Here is a 15343-nt window from a genome sequence, read left to right on the forward strand (position 1 = left end):
CAAACACTGGATGCGCCAGGCTCAGAAACGCACCGTCGAGGACACGTGGCGCTACATCGGCCACCTCGTCGAAACCATCGAGGCAGCCGAATGCAAGAACTACTTCGAAAACGCAGGCTACGCTTCCGTCAAAACGTGAAAGGCTCTAGTTCTTCGACGGGTGCGCGACCGCCTGGCGGCCGAAATCCGGCACGTCGATATCCTGGCCGGCCTCGATGATCGAGCGGCGTACCGCCCGAGTGCGGGTGAACAGGTCGAACAATTTGTCGCCATCGCCCCAGCGGATCGCCCGCTGCAGGAATGCCAGATCTTCCGAGAACCGCGCCAGCATTTCGAGAATGGCGTCCTTGTTGTGCAGGCAGACGTCCCGCCACATGGTCGGGTCGGAGGCGGCCAGACGCGTGAAGTCGCGAAAGCCGGAGGCGGAATATTTGATGACTTCCGTCTTGGTCACCGATTCCAGATCGTCGGCGGTGCCGACGATGTTGTAGGCGATGATGTGCGGCAGATGCGAGACGATGGCGAGCGTCATATCGTGATGCTGGGGATCCATCGTGTCGATGTTGGCGCCGCAACGGCGCCAGAATTCCGACAGCCTCTCAAGCGCGTCCGGATCGGTGCCTGGCAACGGCGTGAAGATGCACCAGCGATTGTCGAACAGATCGGCGAAACCGGCATCCGGTCCGGATTTTTCCGTGCCCGCCAGCGGATGGCCGGGAATGAAATGAACGCCATCAGGCACATGCGGCTGCATCTGGGCGATGACCGACGCCTTGGTCGAGCCGACATCGGTGAGGATGGCGCCCTTCTTCAACGCCGGCGCGATCTCCTCAGCCACCGCACCGGACGAGCCGACCGGCACCGAGACGATGACCAGGTCGGCATTGCGGACCGCTTCCTTCGCGTCGGTCGTGTAGGAATCGCCCAGTCCAAGCTCTTCCGCCCGCTTCAGCGTCGCGGCGCTGCGGGTCGAGATGGCAACGTGGCCGGCAAGACCCTCGCGTCGGATGACGCGGGCCAGCGACGAGCCGATCAGGCCGATGCCGACCAGCGCGATCTTTTCAAACATCGGTGATGTCATGGTGTTCCTGCTTTTCGGGCGTTCTAGCTTTTCAGGAATGTCGTGAGCGCGGCGACGACGCCGCGATTGGCCTCTTCCGTGCCGACGGTCATGCGCAGCGCGTTGGGGAAGCCGTAGCCGGAAACGCGCCGCAATATATAGCCGCGCGCGGTCAGATAGTCGTCCGCCGCGGCCGCCGAATGCTTTTGATCATCGGGAAAGTGAATGAGCAGGAAATTGCCGACGCTGGGCGTCACCCGCAGCCCGAGCCCAGTCATCTCCTGGCTCAGCCAGGTCAGCCAGGTCTCGTTATGCGCCACGCTGCGCTCGACATGGGCGCGGTCGCGGATTGCCGCGATGCCGGCCTCGATCGCCGTCGCATTGACGTTGAAGGGACCGCGCACGCGGTTGATCGCATCGACGATGTGCATGGGCGCATACATCCAGCCGATCCGCGCGCCACCGAGGCCGATCTTGGAGAAGGTGCGGGTCATGACCACGTTCTCGGCGCTGCCAACCAGTTCGATGCCGGCCTCATAGTCGTTGCGGCGGACATATTCGGCATATGCCGCGTCGAGCACCAGCAGCACATGTCTGGGCAGGCCGGCATGCAGGCGGCGCACCTCCTGGAACGGCACATAGGTGCCGGTAGGATTGTTGGGATTGGCAAGGAACACGATCTTGGTTCGCAGCGTGACGGCCGCCAGTATCGCATCGATGTCGGCCCGCTCATCGGTCTCCTTGACCGCGATCGGCGCAGCCCCGGCCGACTGGATGTAGATCTTGTAGACCATGAAGGCGTGTTCGGTGAATATCGCCTCGTCGCCGGGCGCCAGATAGGTCTGCGCCAGCAGGCCAAGGATCTCGTCGGAGCCGTTGGAGCAGATGATGTTCTGCGCGTTGAGGCCATGCACTTCCGCGATCGCCTCGCGCAGCCGCCTGGCGGTACCGTCGGGATAGATGTCGAGCCTAGCGGCGACTTCACGCGCGGCTTCGATCGCCTTCGGCGACGGGCCAAGCGGGTTCTCGTTGGACGATAGCTTGTAGACCTTGGCGACACCGGCGGGTGCGGCGCTCTTGCCCGGCACATAGGCGTCGATGTCCATGATACCCGCGCGCGGGGTTGGACGTGCCTGATCCGGTGTCTGGTTCATTTTTGCAAAATCCATCGAAAATGCCTCGATCCGGAGGCCGCAGCGGAAATACAAGCCGTGGCCGATAATGTCGAGAGGTGGCAGTGATGCCAGCAGCCGGCCCAGATGTCGGCCCAGATGTCGGCATTGACGGCAGCGCGGGCGAGTTCTAGAAGGGCAGCAACAGTTCCGTGGTGATTTGGCCGGTCGGCTTGCAGCCACGTTAAACAATTCGCTAAAGGGCCGTTTGCGTGACGTAACCGGCTTTGCGAAGGCAATGCCGGTTTTTTATTGTCCGCGGCCGGCCGGATGGACGCATCGACGGCGATTTTTCGCCTGATATGATGCAGCAGGTGAGACAAGAATGGCCGCTCTGCGCGCAGGAAAGACCAACAACGAGGCCGACCAGCCGTCTAGCCCGGTGTTGCGCTTCGGGGCGGACAAGCCGCTCAAGCTCGACGCCGGCACGCTGCTATCGCCGTTCCAGATCGCCTACCAGACCTACGGCACGCTGAACGATGCCCGCTCCAATGCCATCCTCGTCTGCCATGCTCTGACCGGCGACCAGCATGTCGCCAACACCAATCCGGTGACCGGCAAGCCGGGCTGGTGGGAAGTGCTGATCGGCCCCGGCAAGATCATCGACACCAACCGTTTCTTCGTCATCTGCTCCAACGTCATCGGAGGCTGCCTGGGTTCAACCGGCCCGGCATCGACCAACCCCGCCACCGGCAAGCCCTATGGGCTCGACCTGCCGGTCATCACCATCCGCGACATGGTGCGGGCGCAGCAGATGCTGATCGACCATTTCGGCATCGAGAAACTTTTCTGCGTGCTCGGCGGCTCGATGGGCGGTATGCAGGTGCTGGAATGGGCGTCGAGCTATCCGGAGCGTGTCTTTTCGGCGCTGCCGATCGCCACCGGTGCGCGCCATTCCTCGCAGAACATTGCCTTCCATGAGGTCGGCCGGCAGGCCGTGATGGCCGATCCGGACTGGCACGGCGGCAAATATTTCGAAAACGGCAAACGCCCGGAAAAGGGGTTGGCGGTAGCGCGCATGGCCGCCCACATAACCTATCTGTCGGAAGCCGCCCTGCACCGGAAATTCGGCCGCAATCTGCAGGATCGCGAGGCGCTGACCTTCGGCTTCGACGCCGACTTCCAGATCGAAAGCTATCTGCGCCACCAAGGCATGACCTTCGTCGACCGCTTCGACGCCAATTCCTATCTCTACATGACGCGGTCAATGGACTATTTCGATCTCGCCGCCGATCATGGCGGGCGGCTGGCGGATGCTTTTGCCGGCACCAAAACCCGCTTCTGCCTGGTGTCCTTCACCTCGGATTGGTTGTTTCCGACCGAAGAGAGCCGCTCGATCGTGCACGCGCTCAACGCGGCCGGCGCGTCCGTGTCCTTCGTCGAGATCGAGACCGACCGTGGCCACGATGCCTTCCTGCTCGACGAGCCGGAACTGTTCGCCGCCATCAACGGCTTCATCGGCTCCGCAGCACGGGCGAGAGGGCTAAGCGCATGACCCCGGAAAGTTGCAGACTTTCGGGATCGGGATCATGCGCCGCAAAGGAGACGACATCATGAGCGTCAACGGCAGCCAGCGCGTCGACCTCGAGGTCGTCGCCAATCTGATCCCACCGCAGTCCCGCGTGCTCGATGTTGGTTCGGGCGACGGCTCGCTGCTTGAATTGCTGCAGGACACCAAGCAGGTCGACGGCCGCGGACTGGAACTGTCGCAGCGCGGCGTCAACGAATGCGTGGCGCGCGGCCTCTCCGTCATCCAGGGCGATGCCGACAAGGATCTCGAATTCTATCCCGACAAGGGTTTTGACTTCGTCGTCCTGTCGCAGACCTTGCAGGCGACGCGCAACCCGAAGCTGGTGCTCGACGAGTTGCTCCGCATCGGCAACCGGGCGATCGTCTCCTTCCCCAATTTCGGCCATTGGCGGGTGCGTCTGTCGCTGTTCGTCAAGGGCCGCATGCCGGTGACCCAGGACCTGCCCTATTCCTGGTACGACACCCCCAACATCCACTTCTGCACCATCCGCGACTTCGTCAATTTGTGCGAAGAGCTTGGCGCGACGGTGGAAAAGGCAACCGCGCTCGACGCCGCCGGCCAGAAGATCGGCCTGTCCATGCCCTGGTGGTTCTGGAACTTCTTTGGCCAGCAGGCGGTGTTCCTGCTGAAACGATAAGGCACGTCTAGCCCAGGACATCCGTCGCCTTGTGCGGATGTTCGACGCCGTCGGCAAACACCACATCGGATTGGGAGTTCTCCGTGCGCAAGGCCAATATTGCCTGATAGGCGGGCGAAGCATACCACTCGCGCACATGCTGCCGGTCGGGAAATTCGATGATGATGAGGTTGCCCGGCCAGTCGCTCTCGATCACCTCCACATCGCCGCCATGGACCAGGAAACGGCCTCCAAACGGTTCCAGCGTGGCATCGATCTTGTGCAGATACTCGACGATCTGCGGCCCCATCGTGACTTGGCGCATATGGGCGATGGCGTAAGCGGTCATGACGTAACTCCCTTTGCATCGAGACCGACCAACCGGCCTCGCAAGGGCAAATCTGCCGGAATGCCTGACGCAAAGCGATTACGCCAGAGGTAATGGAGTCGGTGCCTTCGACGGCCGGCCGCAGGTGCTCTTGCGCAATTTCACCGGTCGAGTTCCGGAAAATACGGATCCGACAGGAACCGCCTGTCGCGTTCGCCTTGCAGGCAGTCGATCGGCGCGTCCGCATCGACAGGGATGATGCTGGCCTTGTGCTGAATGCCGCTCACCTCGAGGATCAGCTTGCGCCGGATGGCGGTGGAAAATTCGGCAGCCGAGTAGATGGGCAGCACGAATGAGCCGGGTCCGCCGGTCACGCACTGCGCATAATACTGGTCGAGATGCTTGAAGGTGGGCGGATTGATCAGGATCGGCAGGCCGTTGATGACGATGCCTTTTGCGGTTGCCGCATCGCGCGTCGCGGTGACCGGCGGCCCGATATTGTTGGGGCCATCGCCCGACATGTCGATGACGCTGCGCTCACCGGCGAAATTCGTCCTGCCGAACAGCTCTGTGCCGAAGGCAATTGCCGTGGAAATCGAGGTACCGCGAAAACTCCGGAACGGGCGCGCCGCCACCTTGTCGGCAAAGCTGTTGGCGCTTTGCGCGCCATCGATGATCTGCCAATCGATGACCGCGTCGTCGCGCACCGTGCCGGCCCATTCGAAATAGGCAATCGCGATGCGGCCGGTATTGCCGGACCGGACGGCCTGGATGAAGTCGGGATGGCGCAGCGCCTCGACATAGCCGGCGCGTTGCAGGGCGAATTCCTTCTCGTCCATCGACAGGGATATATCGACCGCCAACACCAATTCCACGTCAACAGCCAGCGCACCTGATGGCGAGGCAACGGGCGTTGGCTGGACACAGGCAAGACAGGCAAGCAGGCGCAGAGCATCAAGCATCGCCACCGCCAAGTTTTGTTTCTCGGGGAAATCTTCCTTCGCGATCGCGGCGAAATAAAGCTTGCTGCGAGAGTGCGGGAAAGCGGTCCTATTTCTTGCGGCGGACCGCGACCGGCGGCGGATCGATGGCGCCGGCCCTGACGTGGGCGGGCTTCAGCGCTGGCGCACCGGAATCCTTGACGATCGTCAGGCCGCGCGGAAAGAATTGGATATTGTGCTGCCCGCGCCCGATGTTGATGATCGTGGCGCCCTTCAGATGCTTTTCCAGCATCGCCAGCACACGTCGCAGCGAGGGGCCGTCGAATGCATCCATGGCTTCGTCGATGATCACCCATTTCGGCTGTCGCAAGGCGAGCCTGGCCACCCCCAGCAGGCGCTGTTCGTCATCGCCCAATTCATGGTCCCAACGCCCGACGCGGTCGAGCGAGGACGACAGCCGTTGAAGGCCAATTTCGGCCAGCACCGCCACAATCTCGGCGTCACTCGCGGGCGCATGCCCGTTGGCGTGATTGAGCACCTCGCGCAACGTGCCGGCCGGCAAATACGGCACGCGTGGCACGAAGATGAGGGTTTCTCCGGCCGGCAGGCCGATCTTTCCGCTGCCCCAGGGCCAAAGCCCGGCAATGGCGCGGAAGAACAGCGTCTTGCCGGCGCCGGGTTCGCCAGTGATCATCACGCGATCGCCGGCGCGGATTTCGACATGCTGGTCTGAGAGTTTTGTGCAGCCCTCCGGCGAGGCCACCTGAAGCTTCTCGAACGTCAGGCTGCCATTGGCATTCTGATCGAAGGTGATACGCCTTTCGGTGTCGTGCAGCACATCGGTTTCGTCGAGCGCGATGCGGAAGTCGGCGACGCGCATCAGCGTGGCCCGCCAATCGGCGATGCTGCCGATGTTGTTGATGAACCAGCGCAACGAGGAATGGACCTGGTTGAAGGCGCCGACCGCCATCATCAGCCCGCCAAAGCTGATATCGCCCGAGAAATAGACGGGCGAGGCAACCAGGATCGGCGCCACGACGGTGATCCAGCCATAAGTATCGGTCACCCACGACAGGTTGATCTGCGCGGTATAGATGCGCCGCATGGCGCCCAGCACCGTGCCGAGGTCGAGTTCGAGCCGCTGCTTGGCGTCGGCCTCGCCATGGTAGAGCGCGATGGCATCGACATTCTCGTTGACGCGCACCATCGAGGAGCGCAGCTCCGCCTCCCGTGTGTAGCGGTCGCTGTTCAGCTTGATGAGCGGCCGCCCGACCAGCCAGCTCAGCCAGGAGGCGGTGCCGGCATAGAGGAACGCCGCCCAGACCATGTAGCCCGGTATGGCCAGCGACCAGCCGTTGATGTGGAAGACGAAGCCCGAAGACAGTTCCCACAGTACGCCGACGAAGGACACGAGCAGGATGAGCGACTGCAGCAATCCGACACCAAGGTCCGTCGACAGGTCGGAGAGATGCGCCGCATCCTGCTGCATGCGCTGGTCGGGGTTGACGCCGATGGCGCCGGCATTGGCCAGCCGGAAGGCGCGTGCCGGCCGCATCCACTGGTCGATCAGGTCGAGCGTCAGCGCCTCGCGCAACTTCAGCCGGATCATCTGGTTGAGCCAGGTCTGACCGATGTTGAGCACCAGCAGCCCGCCGGCGATCATCGCGAAGACGAGGAGCTGGTGCACGAAGGCCGCCATGTCGCGGCGCGCCAGCGCATCGTAGAAGGGCTGGTTCCAGCGGTTGAGCAGGACCTGGCCGATCGACGTCGCGATGATGACGGCCATGATGCCGACCGACGTCCACAGCAGCCATTTGCGAACCGGCGACACCACCAGCGCCCGCCTGATCGTAGCAACCTGATCACGCAGGCTGCTGGCCTCGACGGCGACCGGCTGAATGGCGGCCTGATTGTCAAGTTGATCAGCCATGTCAGGGTCCTTGCATTCAGGTGCGATGCTGAAACCGGATGATGACGGCATCCGCATATCAGGCAGGTTGCGAGTTCACCACGACAGATAGGTCGAGGAGGGACGCGCCGCGCGCGTTTCTAGCACGATCACGAAGGTTTCACCTGACGAGCCGGCGCCAATGGGCCTCCGGCCTCGGCCCGGCGGCCGAGCCGCGTCGCGCCGTGTGGCGACAGCACCGGCACGAAGACGCGGCGGGAGGCACGTTGGGCGACCGGCACGCCCTGATAGAGCCGCTTCTGCGCCTCGACGACGATGACGCCGGAAAAGATCGGCCACAGCCGCCGGCCGGCGCGCTCCAGCACATTGTGGAAACGCATCATGAAGCGCCGCCGCGATGGCGGGAAGAACAGCGCATCCGACCAGGCGGCAGGCGTGAAATTCGCCTCGCGCAGCAGTTCCGTCAGCTGGCCACGCGAGAACGGCCGGCCATTGCCGAACGGTGTATGCTCGAACCGCGCCCAGACACCGCGCCGGTTGGGCACGACGATGACAACGCGCCCGGCGGGCGACAACACCCGCCAGATCTCGTTGAGCGTCTCGCGTGGGTTTTCGACATGTTCGAGCGAGTGGACGAGCAGCATGCGGTCGATGCAGGAATCGACAAGCGGCAGTTCCTCGTCGAAGACCAAAGCTGTCGCCGTCGGCCCGGTTGCCGGCCAGACCACCGCGCCCTGCGTTGCCGGCATGAAGGCAAAGACCCGCTCGGCATCGGAGCCGAAACGCTCCAGCCAGGGCAAGGTATAGCCAAGCCCGACCAGCCGTTCATTGGGGACAGCCGCCCATATCGACGACAGCGCCATGGTGATCGAACGCTCGGCGAACCGGCCAAGCGTTGTCGAATAGAAGGAGCGAAGGTCGACGATGTCGGAATGCATGTCAGGGATGTAGCCGTGATATCGGCCGGTTTCAACAAAGGGCCCTGAGGCGGCTGGCACATTGCGATGACATTTGTCCTCCCCGGGAATGACATTCGGTCACCCCGTAGATGACATCCGCCCTCCGGCGCCCTATGTCTGCGGCGACAAAAGGAGAGACGCGATGGCGGTCGAAATCGAACAATTCATGTGCCGGAGCGACAATTTCGGCGTGCTGGTGCATGACCCCAGGAGCGGGCAGACCGCGATCATCGACGCACCCGAGGAAGCGCCCATCCTGGCCGCGATCAAGCGCACCGGCTGGACGCCGACGATGATCCTGACCACGCATCATCATATGGACCACGTCGAGGCCAATCTGGCGCTGAAGGAGCGCTTCAAGCTGCGCATCGTCGGCCCGGAGGCGGAAAAGGCCAAGATTCCCGGCATCGACGAAACCGTCGAGGAGGGCTCCGTCCTTCATCTCGGCGATGAGCGCATCGAGGTGATCGCCACCCCCGGCCATACCGCCGGTCATGTCTCCTATCATCTGCCGGCATCGAAGGTGGCCTTCACCGCCGACACGCTGTTCGCGCTGGGCTGTGGGCGGCTGTTCGAATGCAAGCCGCCGGTGATGTATGAATCGCTGCGGAAACTCGCAGCCCTTCCCGCCGCGACGACAATCTATTGCGGCCATGAATACACGCTTGCCAACGCCCGTTTCGCGCTGACCGTCGACCCGACCAATTCGGCATTGAAGGAGCGCGCCACCAGGATCGAGGCGCTGCGGGTCGACAACAAGCCGACACTGCCGACGACGATCGGCGAGGAACTGTCGACCAATCCCTTCCTGCGCTGGCACGATCCGGCGATCCGCAAGCATCTTGGCATGGAAAAGGCCGGGGATGCCGAGGTGTTCGCCGAAATTCGCAAGCGCAAGGACAATTTCTGAGCACCTTCGACCGATGACCAGTTCAGCAGAAATCATCGCGACACTCGGACTGAAGCCGCATCCGGAAGGCGGCTGGTACGCGGAGATCTTTCGCGACGGGGCCGGCGGAGCGCGTGGCCATTCGACCGTCATCTATTTCCTGCTGGAACAGCACCAGCTTTCGGCCTGGCATCGGGTCAAGGACGCAGCCGAGGTCTGGCATTTCCATGCCGGCGCGCCGCTGGCATTGTCGATGTGGGAAGAAGGTGGTGCAACGGGTAGCCAGGTGATCGAGCAGGTGCTCGGCATCGGGCTCGCGGCCGGCGAACGGCCGCAGATTGTCGTGCCGGCGGGCTGGTGGCAATCGGCGCGCAGCCTGGGCGAATGGACGCTGGTCGGCTGTACCGTCGCGCCAGGCTTTGATTTTGCCGCCTTCGAACTGGCCGAGCCGGGCTGGCAGCCTAACCCAGCAGGAAACCCAGTGTGATCGCGAGCTGGGCGGCGTAGTACAGCACCCAGACGGCGAAACGCATCCAGGCGCGATGCGGCGAGATGGCCGCCACCAGAAATTTCTCCGTGGCCAGCAGCCCGTCCGATGCCATGAACAGCACCGCGCCGCCGATGACCCAGGCGCTGCTGGTGGTCAGCGCAGCCATGCCCATCGCCAGGATCGCCACGACATAACAGGCGATCGGCACACGCAGGCCGGGGCCGACGCGGCGCCAGAGCGCCGCCAGCATAACGATGACGAACACCGCCAGTGCCAGCGCGATCGCCCCGCGCCAGGATTCGGCGCCAAGCAGTCCCAACCCGCCGCCGCTGCGCAGGAACAGCGCGATGTAGACGATGTGGGCGACAAGGAAGCTGGCGAGCCCACCGAGAAACGCCTTTTCGCCGTCGCGCGACAGGAAGGCATCGCCCACCGCGCTGAGCGCCAGGGCCGCGACCAGCAACAGCGGGCCGCCCTGCAGCGCCGAAAGCACGGCAAGCATCGCGACCGCAAGCGTCTTTGCCGCGGAGCGGGCAAGGCTCGGCGGCATGCCCAGCGTGAAGGCGTAGATCACCGCCGCCACCAGCGAGAAGATCAGCGTCGCATTGGCATTGGCGTCGATGCCGCCGGCAAACGGCATGGTCATGCCGCGGCTCCGCTTTCGGATGCCGTGGCTTCGGTCTCGGCGGCGGCCGGCTTGCGCAGGAACAGCGACTTCGCCGCCAAGGCCGCGCCGCCGGTGATGAGCACGCAAGCGGCGAGGATGCGCAGCGACGGCTCGGCGACGCCGGCCACAATCAGCACCAGCGTCGAGAGCAGCGGCGCCGCGTAGCTTGCGGCGCCCAGCACCTGAATGTTGCCGCGCTTGACGCCGATGTCCCAGGCATAGAAGGCCGCACCCACCGGCATCAGGCCAAGCCCGAGCACGGCCAGCCACTGGCCTGCACCATTTGGCAACACTGTCTGTTCCAGCGCCAGATGGCAGGCGAGGGACAGCACGGCGGTCGCCGCGCAGAACCAGGTGACGATGCTGGTCGGCACCGAAGGAAAGCGCCGCGACAAAAGCGAATAGGACGACCAGAGCAGGGCGCAAACGGCAGCCATGGCGTAACCGAAGGTGTAGCGCGCATCGAAGGCCAGCCCGCCGCCCTTGGTGACGATCAGCACCGTGCCGGCCAGACCGAGCAACGCGCCGACGACATGGTTCCACGCCAGTTTTTCGCCCGGCATCAGCGCGGAGCCGAGCACGATCAGCAGGGGCCACAGATAGGCGATCAAGCTCGCCTCCACCGCCGGCGCGTTGCGTAGCGCGGTGAAATAGAAAAAGTGGTAGCCGAACAGGCCGGCGATACCGATCACCCAGACCTGCGGCGGTATTTTCGGGCTCTTCTCGGCGGCCGGCATGAACAGCCGCGCGACAAGGCCGACGCCGGTGCCGATCGAGAAGGTGATCGCCGACAAAAGGAACGGCGGCACCTTGCCGGAGGCATCGGTGAGCAGCGCCAGAAGCGCCCACATGGCGACCGCTGAAAAGCCGATCAGTGTTGCGCGCCCCATTCCTGCCCCCGACGGCGCACTGCGGCGCCCACCACAATCTCTGGAAACCGCGTGGTGGTGGTCGTCCCGAAATTGCGTAAGATTACTCGACTGCTTCGAACCGTCTCGCGCTTATGGTCAGCGGACCGATCTGGGTCCCTACCGTAGCGTGGATCGGCGCATATACGCCGGTTTGGCCGAGCGGTGCAAACGTCACCATCATCCGGCTTCTGTTCTTCAGGAACTCCAGCGCCTTGCGGCCCTTGCGATAGCCGGCCACCGGCTCGAAGCCCATCCGGCAGGTGATGGTATCGCCCTTGTAGCCCGGCACCGAGATCGTGCCTTTCGAAGCGTAGGTCAGCGTCAGGTTGGCGCGCATCTCGCCGTCATAGAATTTCACCGTGCGGCCGCAGACCTGGTCGAGGCTGTCGGCATGGATGACGGTCGCCGCCATCGGATCGAGCACCGATGCCAGGTCGCCGGCACCGATCGGCACCCAGTCGTTGGGGTCGCGCTGGCCCGGCGCCGGGATGACCTGCGTCGAGGTGACGGCGCCATTGGCAAAGCGAATGTCGATCGCCGACACCTTCTTGCCCGAGGTATAATCGGCGCGGAACGCCTGGGGCACCATTTTCTTGCCGGAAATCGTGCCCTTGGATGAGATCGTGCCGCGCGTGTCGTCGAACAGTTTGGCCAGTCCGGCGGCGCTGACAGTGCCGTCGATCGCATAAGCGCCGTTCTCATAGTGGCTTGAGAAGGTCGATCTCGCGATCGAGAGACCAAGAAATGACACCGTGTACTCGCCCTTGAAAGACTGCGGCGAGGCAGCCGACGCGGCGGACGGCAAGGCGACGGCAAGCGCGGCAACAAGCGCGTGAGACAAACGAAGCATGCGGGATCGGATCCTTGATTTTCGGCCGGAGGCGGGCGACCCCGGTCTGGCGTGTCCCTATGAGACCGCTTATAGGATGAAATCCGGCCTTAATATGAAATGCCGGGCGCTTCCGTGGCGAAGCCGGAGCTTGACGCCCCGCTGAAATGCAACTATGGAACGCCAACTTTTTCCATAAGGCCGCCTGACCAGAACCGCGCGCCACCCGGCGTGGGCACAAAGGTTTGGCAGGTCCCGAGAGAATTGAAGGTTAGAATTATGTCCCGCACCTGCGAACTCACTGCCAAGGCAGTCCAGACCGGCAACAATGTGAGCCACGCCAACAACAAGACCAAGCGTCGCTTCCTGCCGAATCTCGTCAATGTGACGCTGATCTCGGAAGCGCTGAATCAGAATGTGCGCCTGCGCATTTCGGCCAACGCGCTGCGTTCGGTGGAACATCGCGGCGGCCTCGACGCCTTCCTGGCCAAGGCCGACGTCAAGGAACTGTCGCAGCGCGCGCGCCTGCTGAAGAAGCAGATCGCCAAGAAGCTGGCCGAACAGGTCGCTGCCTAACATCGGATAAAGGCGGGGGACCGCCCAGGCCAACTTGTTGGCCTGGAGCATCGGATGGATCCGCAAGGGTTCGACAATCCGGTGCTCGACTACGAAGCGAGCACGGCCCCGATGGGCATGATGCTCCGCTGGTTCCATTACCCAGGATAAAAAAATGACTTCCTTCTCGCGATATCTGCCCTTCGTGGCCGCCATGGCGCTTGTTGTCGTGGCGTCGAACATCCTCGTGCAGTTCCCGATGCAGGGGCAGATCGGCGGCCTGTCTCTGGCCGACCTGCTCACCTGGGGCGCTTTCACTTATCCCTTCTCCTTCCTGGTCACCGACCTCGCCAACCGCCGCTATGGCCCTGCCGTGGCGCGCCGGATCGTCTTTGTCGGCTTCATGACGGCGGTGGTCTGCTCGATCCTCGTCCCGCCCTTCCTGTTCCGCCATGGCCTGATCGAATTCGAAACGGCGGCCGACCGGCTGGTACGCATCGCTGCCGCTTCAGGCGCGGCGTTCCTGTGCGCGCAACTGCTCGACGTCACCGTGTTCAACCGGCTGCGCCGGCAGAGCTGGTGGCGGGCGCCGATCGTCGGCACGCTGGTCGGATCGGTCTTCGACACCATGGTGTTCTTCACCGTCGCTTTCTCGGCCGCTTTCGCTTTTGCAGGCCCCAACGACCGTTTCGCGCTCGAGACGGCGCCGCTGATGGGCGTCTTCCATGTCGAGGCCATGCGCTGGGTTTCTTGGGCGCTGGGCGATCTCGCGGTGAAGCTGATCATCGCGGTGGTCGCGCTCATCCCCTACCGGCTGCTCGCCGCTCGCTGGAGCCAGCCGGCGCTGGCCGTCTAAACCATGATCCCCTGGGTCCATCTCGATTCGGCAAAGACCGGGGATGGCGCCCAGGAACTTCGCCTCAAGCGGCGCGGCAGCGAATTCTCGATCATGCTCGGCACCAACGAGCTGATGAACAGCCGCCTCAGCGGCTCCGAGCAAGCGCTGGCGAAACTGTCCTGCCAAAGGATTGCGGGCCATCGCCAGCCGAGGATCCTGATCGGCGGCCTCGGCATGGGATTCACGCTGCGCGCCGCTCTGGCCGAACTCGGCGAGGATGCCGGCATCGTTGTTGCGGAACTGGTGCCGGCGGTCGTCGCCTGGGCACGCGGCCCGATGGCGGAGGTGTTTGGCGGCTGTCTCGACGACCCCCGCGTCGCCATCCAGGAGACCGATGTCGGGCAATTGATCCGGTCTGGGTCCGCGGCCTGGGACGCCATCCTGCTCGACGTCGACAACGGCCCCGAAGGCATCGTCCACAAGGGCAATGACGCTCTCTACAGCCTCGCGGGCCTCGGCGCCGCACGCACCGCCCTTAAGCCGGGCGGCGTGCTGGCGGTGTGGTCGCAAGGGCCGGACAGCGGCTTCACGCGGCGGCTGAAACAGGCGGGCTTCGCCGTCGAGGAGGTCAACACGCGCGCCAACGGCAAGCGCGGCGCGCGCCATGTCATCTGGATCGCCACCAACGGCGTCTGACCGAAGCCGTCGTCGGGCAGTGTTAGGCTTTTGACCTCTGGAGTTCCGCGGCAAGCGCCTCCAGCAGCCCGCGCGTCCCCTCCTCCCGCCCTTTGGCGGAATCGACACCATCGAAGAAGGCGCCCTGCTCGGTATAGGTCAGCCTTGTGCCATCACCCGATTGTGTCAGCTCAACCGTGGTCAGCGATGCCGACATCGGCTGCGGCCCGATTGCCATCCGGTAGGAAAACACGATGCGCTGATCGGGAACGATGTCCTGGAACTGCGCGTCGAGCCTGATCTCCGGGCCGCCGCCATAGCTGAAGCGTGAAACCTCGCCACCGCCGACACGGAAATCGAAGCTGAATTCGGCGACGGCAAAACCATCGCCGTCGACCCGCCAACGCCGCACCGTCGCCTTATCGGCGAAGGCATGGAAGACGCGATCTGGCGATTGCGGGTACGTGCGCTCGATGGTGAATGTGGAATGGATGACGGAATGCTCGTCTTTCACAGGGGCGATCTGGTTCATGTCTGCTCGTCCTTTTCCTGATCTTGAACTTTCGGGGATGGTTGGTCAGTCTCGGCCAGAATCTCACCAAGTCGGTCGAGGTGGCGTTCCGCCGGTATGCGGCGTTCGGTGATCCAGTCGGCGAGCGGAGCGAGCCCGCCCGGTTCGATCCGGCAGGTTCGCACCCGCCCGATCTTTTCGCTGCGGATCAGCCCGCAGGCCTCCAGCACCTGCAGATGCTGCAAGACGGCGGCGAAGGTCATGCCGAAAGGCTCCGCCAGTTGGCTGACGGTGGCCGGTCCGCGGCTCAACCGTTCCAGGATCTGGCGACGCGTTGGCTCGACAAGAGCGCGGAGGATGCTGTCGATCTCGGAATAGTTAAGCATGGACTTGAGTATTGTGGCGGAGGCGACAATTGTCAAGTCTGGACTAAAGTATTCTGGCGAACGTAGATCGAGGGAT

18 protein-coding genes, 1 pseudogene and 1 riboswitch are annotated in these 15343 nt (G+C 63.6%); of the genes and pseudogenes, 8 read left to right on the plus strand and 11 right to left on the minus strand.

The window, feature by feature from the left end:
- Positions 1 to 139, plus strand: a pseudogene (locus tag AB4Z43_RS31725) (IS630 family transposase); the annotation flags it as partial.
- Between the two features lie 6 nt (positions 140 to 145).
- Here AB4Z43_RS31725 and AB4Z43_RS31730 read toward each other — a convergent pair.
- On the minus strand, positions 146 to 1081 hold the full coding sequence (locus AB4Z43_RS31730; RefSeq protein WP_441940690.1) for a prephenate/arogenate dehydrogenase family protein: 936 nt from the start codon (positions 1079 to 1081) through the stop codon (positions 146 to 148).
- Positions 1082 to 1104: 23 nt separating this feature from the next.
- Entirely contained in the window at positions 1105 to 2214 is a 1110-nt protein-coding gene (gene hisC / locus AB4Z43_RS31735; RefSeq protein WP_027047440.1) for a histidinol-phosphate transaminase, read from the minus strand.
- A gap of 160 nt (positions 2215 to 2374) precedes the next feature.
- A riboswitch (SAM riboswitch) is annotated at positions 2375 to 2452 on the plus strand.
- 105 nt (positions 2453 to 2557) lie between these two features.
- On the opposite strand from hisC, the gene metX reads away from it, so the two are divergent.
- Complete coding sequence (gene metX, locus AB4Z43_RS31740; protein ID WP_069090249.1) at positions 2558 to 3727, plus strand: homoserine O-acetyltransferase MetX; 1170 nt, start codon at positions 2558 to 2560, stop codon at positions 3725 to 3727.
- A 58-nt stretch (positions 3728 to 3785) separates the two neighbouring features.
- Positions 3786 to 4400, plus strand: a complete 615-nt coding sequence (gene metW / locus AB4Z43_RS31745; RefSeq protein ID WP_027047441.1) for a methionine biosynthesis protein MetW — start codon at positions 3786 to 3788, stop codon at positions 4398 to 4400.
- 7 nt (positions 4401 to 4407) lie between these two features.
- Here metW and AB4Z43_RS31750 read toward each other — a convergent pair whose 3' ends face one another.
- From AB4Z43_RS31750 to AB4Z43_RS31765, 4 genes are all read right to left on the minus strand, one after another.
- Complete coding sequence (locus tag AB4Z43_RS31750) at positions 4408 to 4728, minus strand: DUF1330 domain-containing protein (RefSeq protein WP_441940693.1); 321 nt, start codon at positions 4726 to 4728, stop codon at positions 4408 to 4410.
- A gap of 140 nt (positions 4729 to 4868) precedes the next feature.
- A complete protein-coding gene (locus tag AB4Z43_RS31755; RefSeq protein ID WP_441940695.1) occupies positions 4869 to 5669 on the minus strand; it encodes a DUF1194 domain-containing protein in 801 nt (266 codons plus the stop codon).
- An 88-nt stretch (positions 5670 to 5757) separates the two neighbouring features.
- Positions 5758 to 7578 (minus strand): ABC transporter ATP-binding protein/permease, encoded by a 1821-nt coding sequence (locus AB4Z43_RS31760; RefSeq protein ID WP_441940697.1) that lies wholly within the window; start codon positions 7576 to 7578, stop codon positions 5758 to 5760.
- 128 nt (positions 7579 to 7706) lie between these two features.
- Positions 7707 to 8495 (minus strand): class I SAM-dependent methyltransferase, encoded by a 789-nt coding sequence (locus AB4Z43_RS31765; protein WP_010911759.1) that lies wholly within the window; start codon positions 8493 to 8495, stop codon positions 7707 to 7709.
- A 163-nt stretch (positions 8496 to 8658) separates the two neighbouring features.
- On the opposite strand from AB4Z43_RS31765, the gene gloB reads away from it, so the two are divergent.
- Both gloB and AB4Z43_RS31775 read left to right on the plus strand, forming a co-directional pair.
- Positions 8659 to 9426, plus strand: coding sequence for a hydroxyacylglutathione hydrolase (gene gloB, locus AB4Z43_RS31770; protein ID WP_032931869.1), 768 nt, complete (start codon positions 8659 to 8661; stop codon positions 9424 to 9426).
- A 13-nt stretch (positions 9427 to 9439) separates the two neighbouring features.
- Positions 9440 to 9892, plus strand: a complete 453-nt coding sequence (locus AB4Z43_RS31775; RefSeq protein ID WP_441940700.1) for a cupin domain-containing protein — start codon at positions 9440 to 9442, stop codon at positions 9890 to 9892.
- Here AB4Z43_RS31775 and AB4Z43_RS31780 read toward each other — a convergent pair.
- From AB4Z43_RS31780 to AB4Z43_RS31790, 3 genes are all read right to left on the minus strand, one after another.
- Positions 9867 to 10541 (minus strand): lysoplasmalogenase family protein, encoded by a 675-nt coding sequence (locus AB4Z43_RS31780; protein WP_441940702.1) that lies wholly within the window; start codon positions 10539 to 10541, stop codon positions 9867 to 9869. The genes AB4Z43_RS31775 and AB4Z43_RS31780 overlap by 26 nt on opposite strands.
- Entirely contained in the window at positions 10538 to 11452 is a 915-nt protein-coding gene (gene yddG, locus AB4Z43_RS31785; protein WP_038649958.1) for an aromatic amino acid exporter YddG, read from the minus strand. The genes AB4Z43_RS31780 and yddG overlap by 4 nt, the downstream gene beginning before the upstream one ends.
- 82 nt (positions 11453 to 11534) lie before the next feature.
- Positions 11535 to 12323 carry a DUF3108 domain-containing protein gene (locus AB4Z43_RS31790; RefSeq protein ID WP_069090254.1) on the minus strand — a complete coding sequence of 263 codons (789 nt, stop codon included), beginning with the start codon at positions 12321 to 12323 and terminating at the stop codon, positions 11535 to 11537.
- A gap of 258 nt (positions 12324 to 12581) precedes the next feature.
- On the opposite strand from AB4Z43_RS31790, the gene rpmB reads away from it, so the two are divergent.
- The 3 genes from rpmB (at position 12582) to AB4Z43_RS31805 (ending at position 14391) form a co-directional block, all read left to right on the plus strand.
- Positions 12582 to 12878: a 50S ribosomal protein L28 gene (rpmB, locus tag AB4Z43_RS31795; protein WP_010911765.1), complete on the plus strand. Its 297-nt coding sequence runs from the start codon at positions 12582 to 12584 to the stop codon at positions 12876 to 12878.
- A 154-nt stretch (positions 12879 to 13032) separates the two neighbouring features.
- Positions 13033 to 13713 (plus strand): queuosine precursor transporter, encoded by a 681-nt coding sequence (locus AB4Z43_RS31800; protein ID WP_069090255.1) that lies wholly within the window; start codon positions 13033 to 13035, stop codon positions 13711 to 13713.
- A gap of 3 nt (positions 13714 to 13716) precedes the next feature.
- Entirely contained in the window at positions 13717 to 14391 is a 675-nt protein-coding gene (locus tag AB4Z43_RS31805) for a spermidine synthase (protein ID WP_069090256.1), read from the plus strand.
- A gap of 22 nt (positions 14392 to 14413) precedes the next feature.
- On the opposite strand, the gene AB4Z43_RS31810 is transcribed toward AB4Z43_RS31805, so the two are convergent.
- Together AB4Z43_RS31810 and AB4Z43_RS31815 are read right to left on the minus strand one after the other, a co-directional pair.
- The gene (locus AB4Z43_RS31810) at positions 14414 to 14902 is read right to left on the minus strand and encodes an SRPBCC family protein (RefSeq protein WP_019861448.1); all 489 of its coding nucleotides are present in this window, start codon (positions 14900 to 14902) and stop codon (positions 14414 to 14416) included.
- Positions 14899 to 15267, minus strand: a complete 369-nt coding sequence (locus AB4Z43_RS31815; RefSeq protein ID WP_019861449.1) for an ArsR/SmtB family transcription factor — start codon at positions 15265 to 15267, stop codon at positions 14899 to 14901. The genes AB4Z43_RS31810 and AB4Z43_RS31815 overlap by 4 nt, the downstream gene beginning before the upstream one ends.
- Positions 15268 to 15343 lie beyond the last annotated feature (76 nt).

The organism is Mesorhizobium sp. 2RAF45 (assembly GCF_052115225.1).
Classification (GTDB): domain Bacteria; phylum Pseudomonadota; class Alphaproteobacteria; order Rhizobiales; family Rhizobiaceae; genus Mesorhizobium; species Mesorhizobium jarvisii.

Bases quoted from the DNA above. Each gene is read 5' to 3' on its own strand.
- AB4Z43_RS31760 (WP_441940697.1), bottom strand. From the start codon at position 7,578: ATGGCTGATCAACTTGACAATCAGGCCGCCATTCAGCCGGTCGCCGTC.
- metW (WP_027047441.1), top strand. From the start codon at position 3,786: ATGAGCGTCAACGGCAGCCAGCGCGTCGACCTCGAGGTCGTCGCCAAT.
- AB4Z43_RS31755 (WP_441940695.1), bottom strand. From the start codon at position 5,669: ATGCTTGATGCTCTGCGCCTGCTTGCCTGTCTTGCCTGTGTCCAGCCA.
- AB4Z43_RS31730 (WP_441940690.1), bottom strand. From the start codon at position 1,081: ATGACATCACCGATGTTTGAAAAGATCGCGCTGGTCGGCATCGGCCTG.
- AB4Z43_RS31810 (WP_019861448.1), bottom strand. From the start codon at position 14,902: ATGAACCAGATCGCCCCTGTGAAAGACGAGCATTCCGTCATCCATTCC.
- AB4Z43_RS31790 (WP_069090254.1), bottom strand. From the start codon at position 12,323: ATGCTTCGTTTGTCTCACGCGCTTGTTGCCGCGCTTGCCGTCGCCTTG.
- yddG (WP_038649958.1), bottom strand. From the start codon at position 11,452: ATGGGGCGCGCAACACTGATCGGCTTTTCAGCGGTCGCCATGTGGGCG.
- rpmB (WP_010911765.1), top strand. From the start codon at position 12,582: ATGTCCCGCACCTGCGAACTCACTGCCAAGGCAGTCCAGACCGGCAAC.
- hisC (WP_027047440.1), bottom strand. From the start codon at position 2,214: ATGAACCAGACACCGGATCAGGCACGTCCAACCCCGCGCGCGGGTATC.
- AB4Z43_RS31815 (WP_019861449.1), bottom strand. From the start codon at position 15,267: ATGCTTAACTATTCCGAGATCGACAGCATCCTCCGCGCTCTTGTCGAG.
- AB4Z43_RS31800 (WP_069090255.1), top strand. From the start codon at position 13,033: ATGACTTCCTTCTCGCGATATCTGCCCTTCGTGGCCGCCATGGCGCTT.
- AB4Z43_RS31780 (WP_441940702.1), bottom strand. From the start codon at position 10,541: ATGACCATGCCGTTTGCCGGCGGCATCGACGCCAATGCCAATGCGACG.
- gloB (WP_032931869.1), top strand. From the start codon at position 8,659: ATGGCGGTCGAAATCGAACAATTCATGTGCCGGAGCGACAATTTCGGC.
- metX (WP_069090249.1), top strand. From the start codon at position 2,558: ATGGCCGCTCTGCGCGCAGGAAAGACCAACAACGAGGCCGACCAGCCG.
- AB4Z43_RS31805 (WP_069090256.1), top strand. From the start codon at position 13,717: ATGATCCCCTGGGTCCATCTCGATTCGGCAAAGACCGGGGATGGCGCC.
- AB4Z43_RS31775 (WP_441940700.1), top strand. From the start codon at position 9,440: ATGACCAGTTCAGCAGAAATCATCGCGACACTCGGACTGAAGCCGCAT.
- AB4Z43_RS31750 (WP_441940693.1), bottom strand. From the start codon at position 4,728: ATGACCGCTTACGCCATCGCCCATATGCGCCAAGTCACGATGGGGCCG.
- AB4Z43_RS31765 (WP_010911759.1), bottom strand. From the start codon at position 8,495: ATGCATTCCGACATCGTCGACCTTCGCTCCTTCTATTCGACAACGCTT.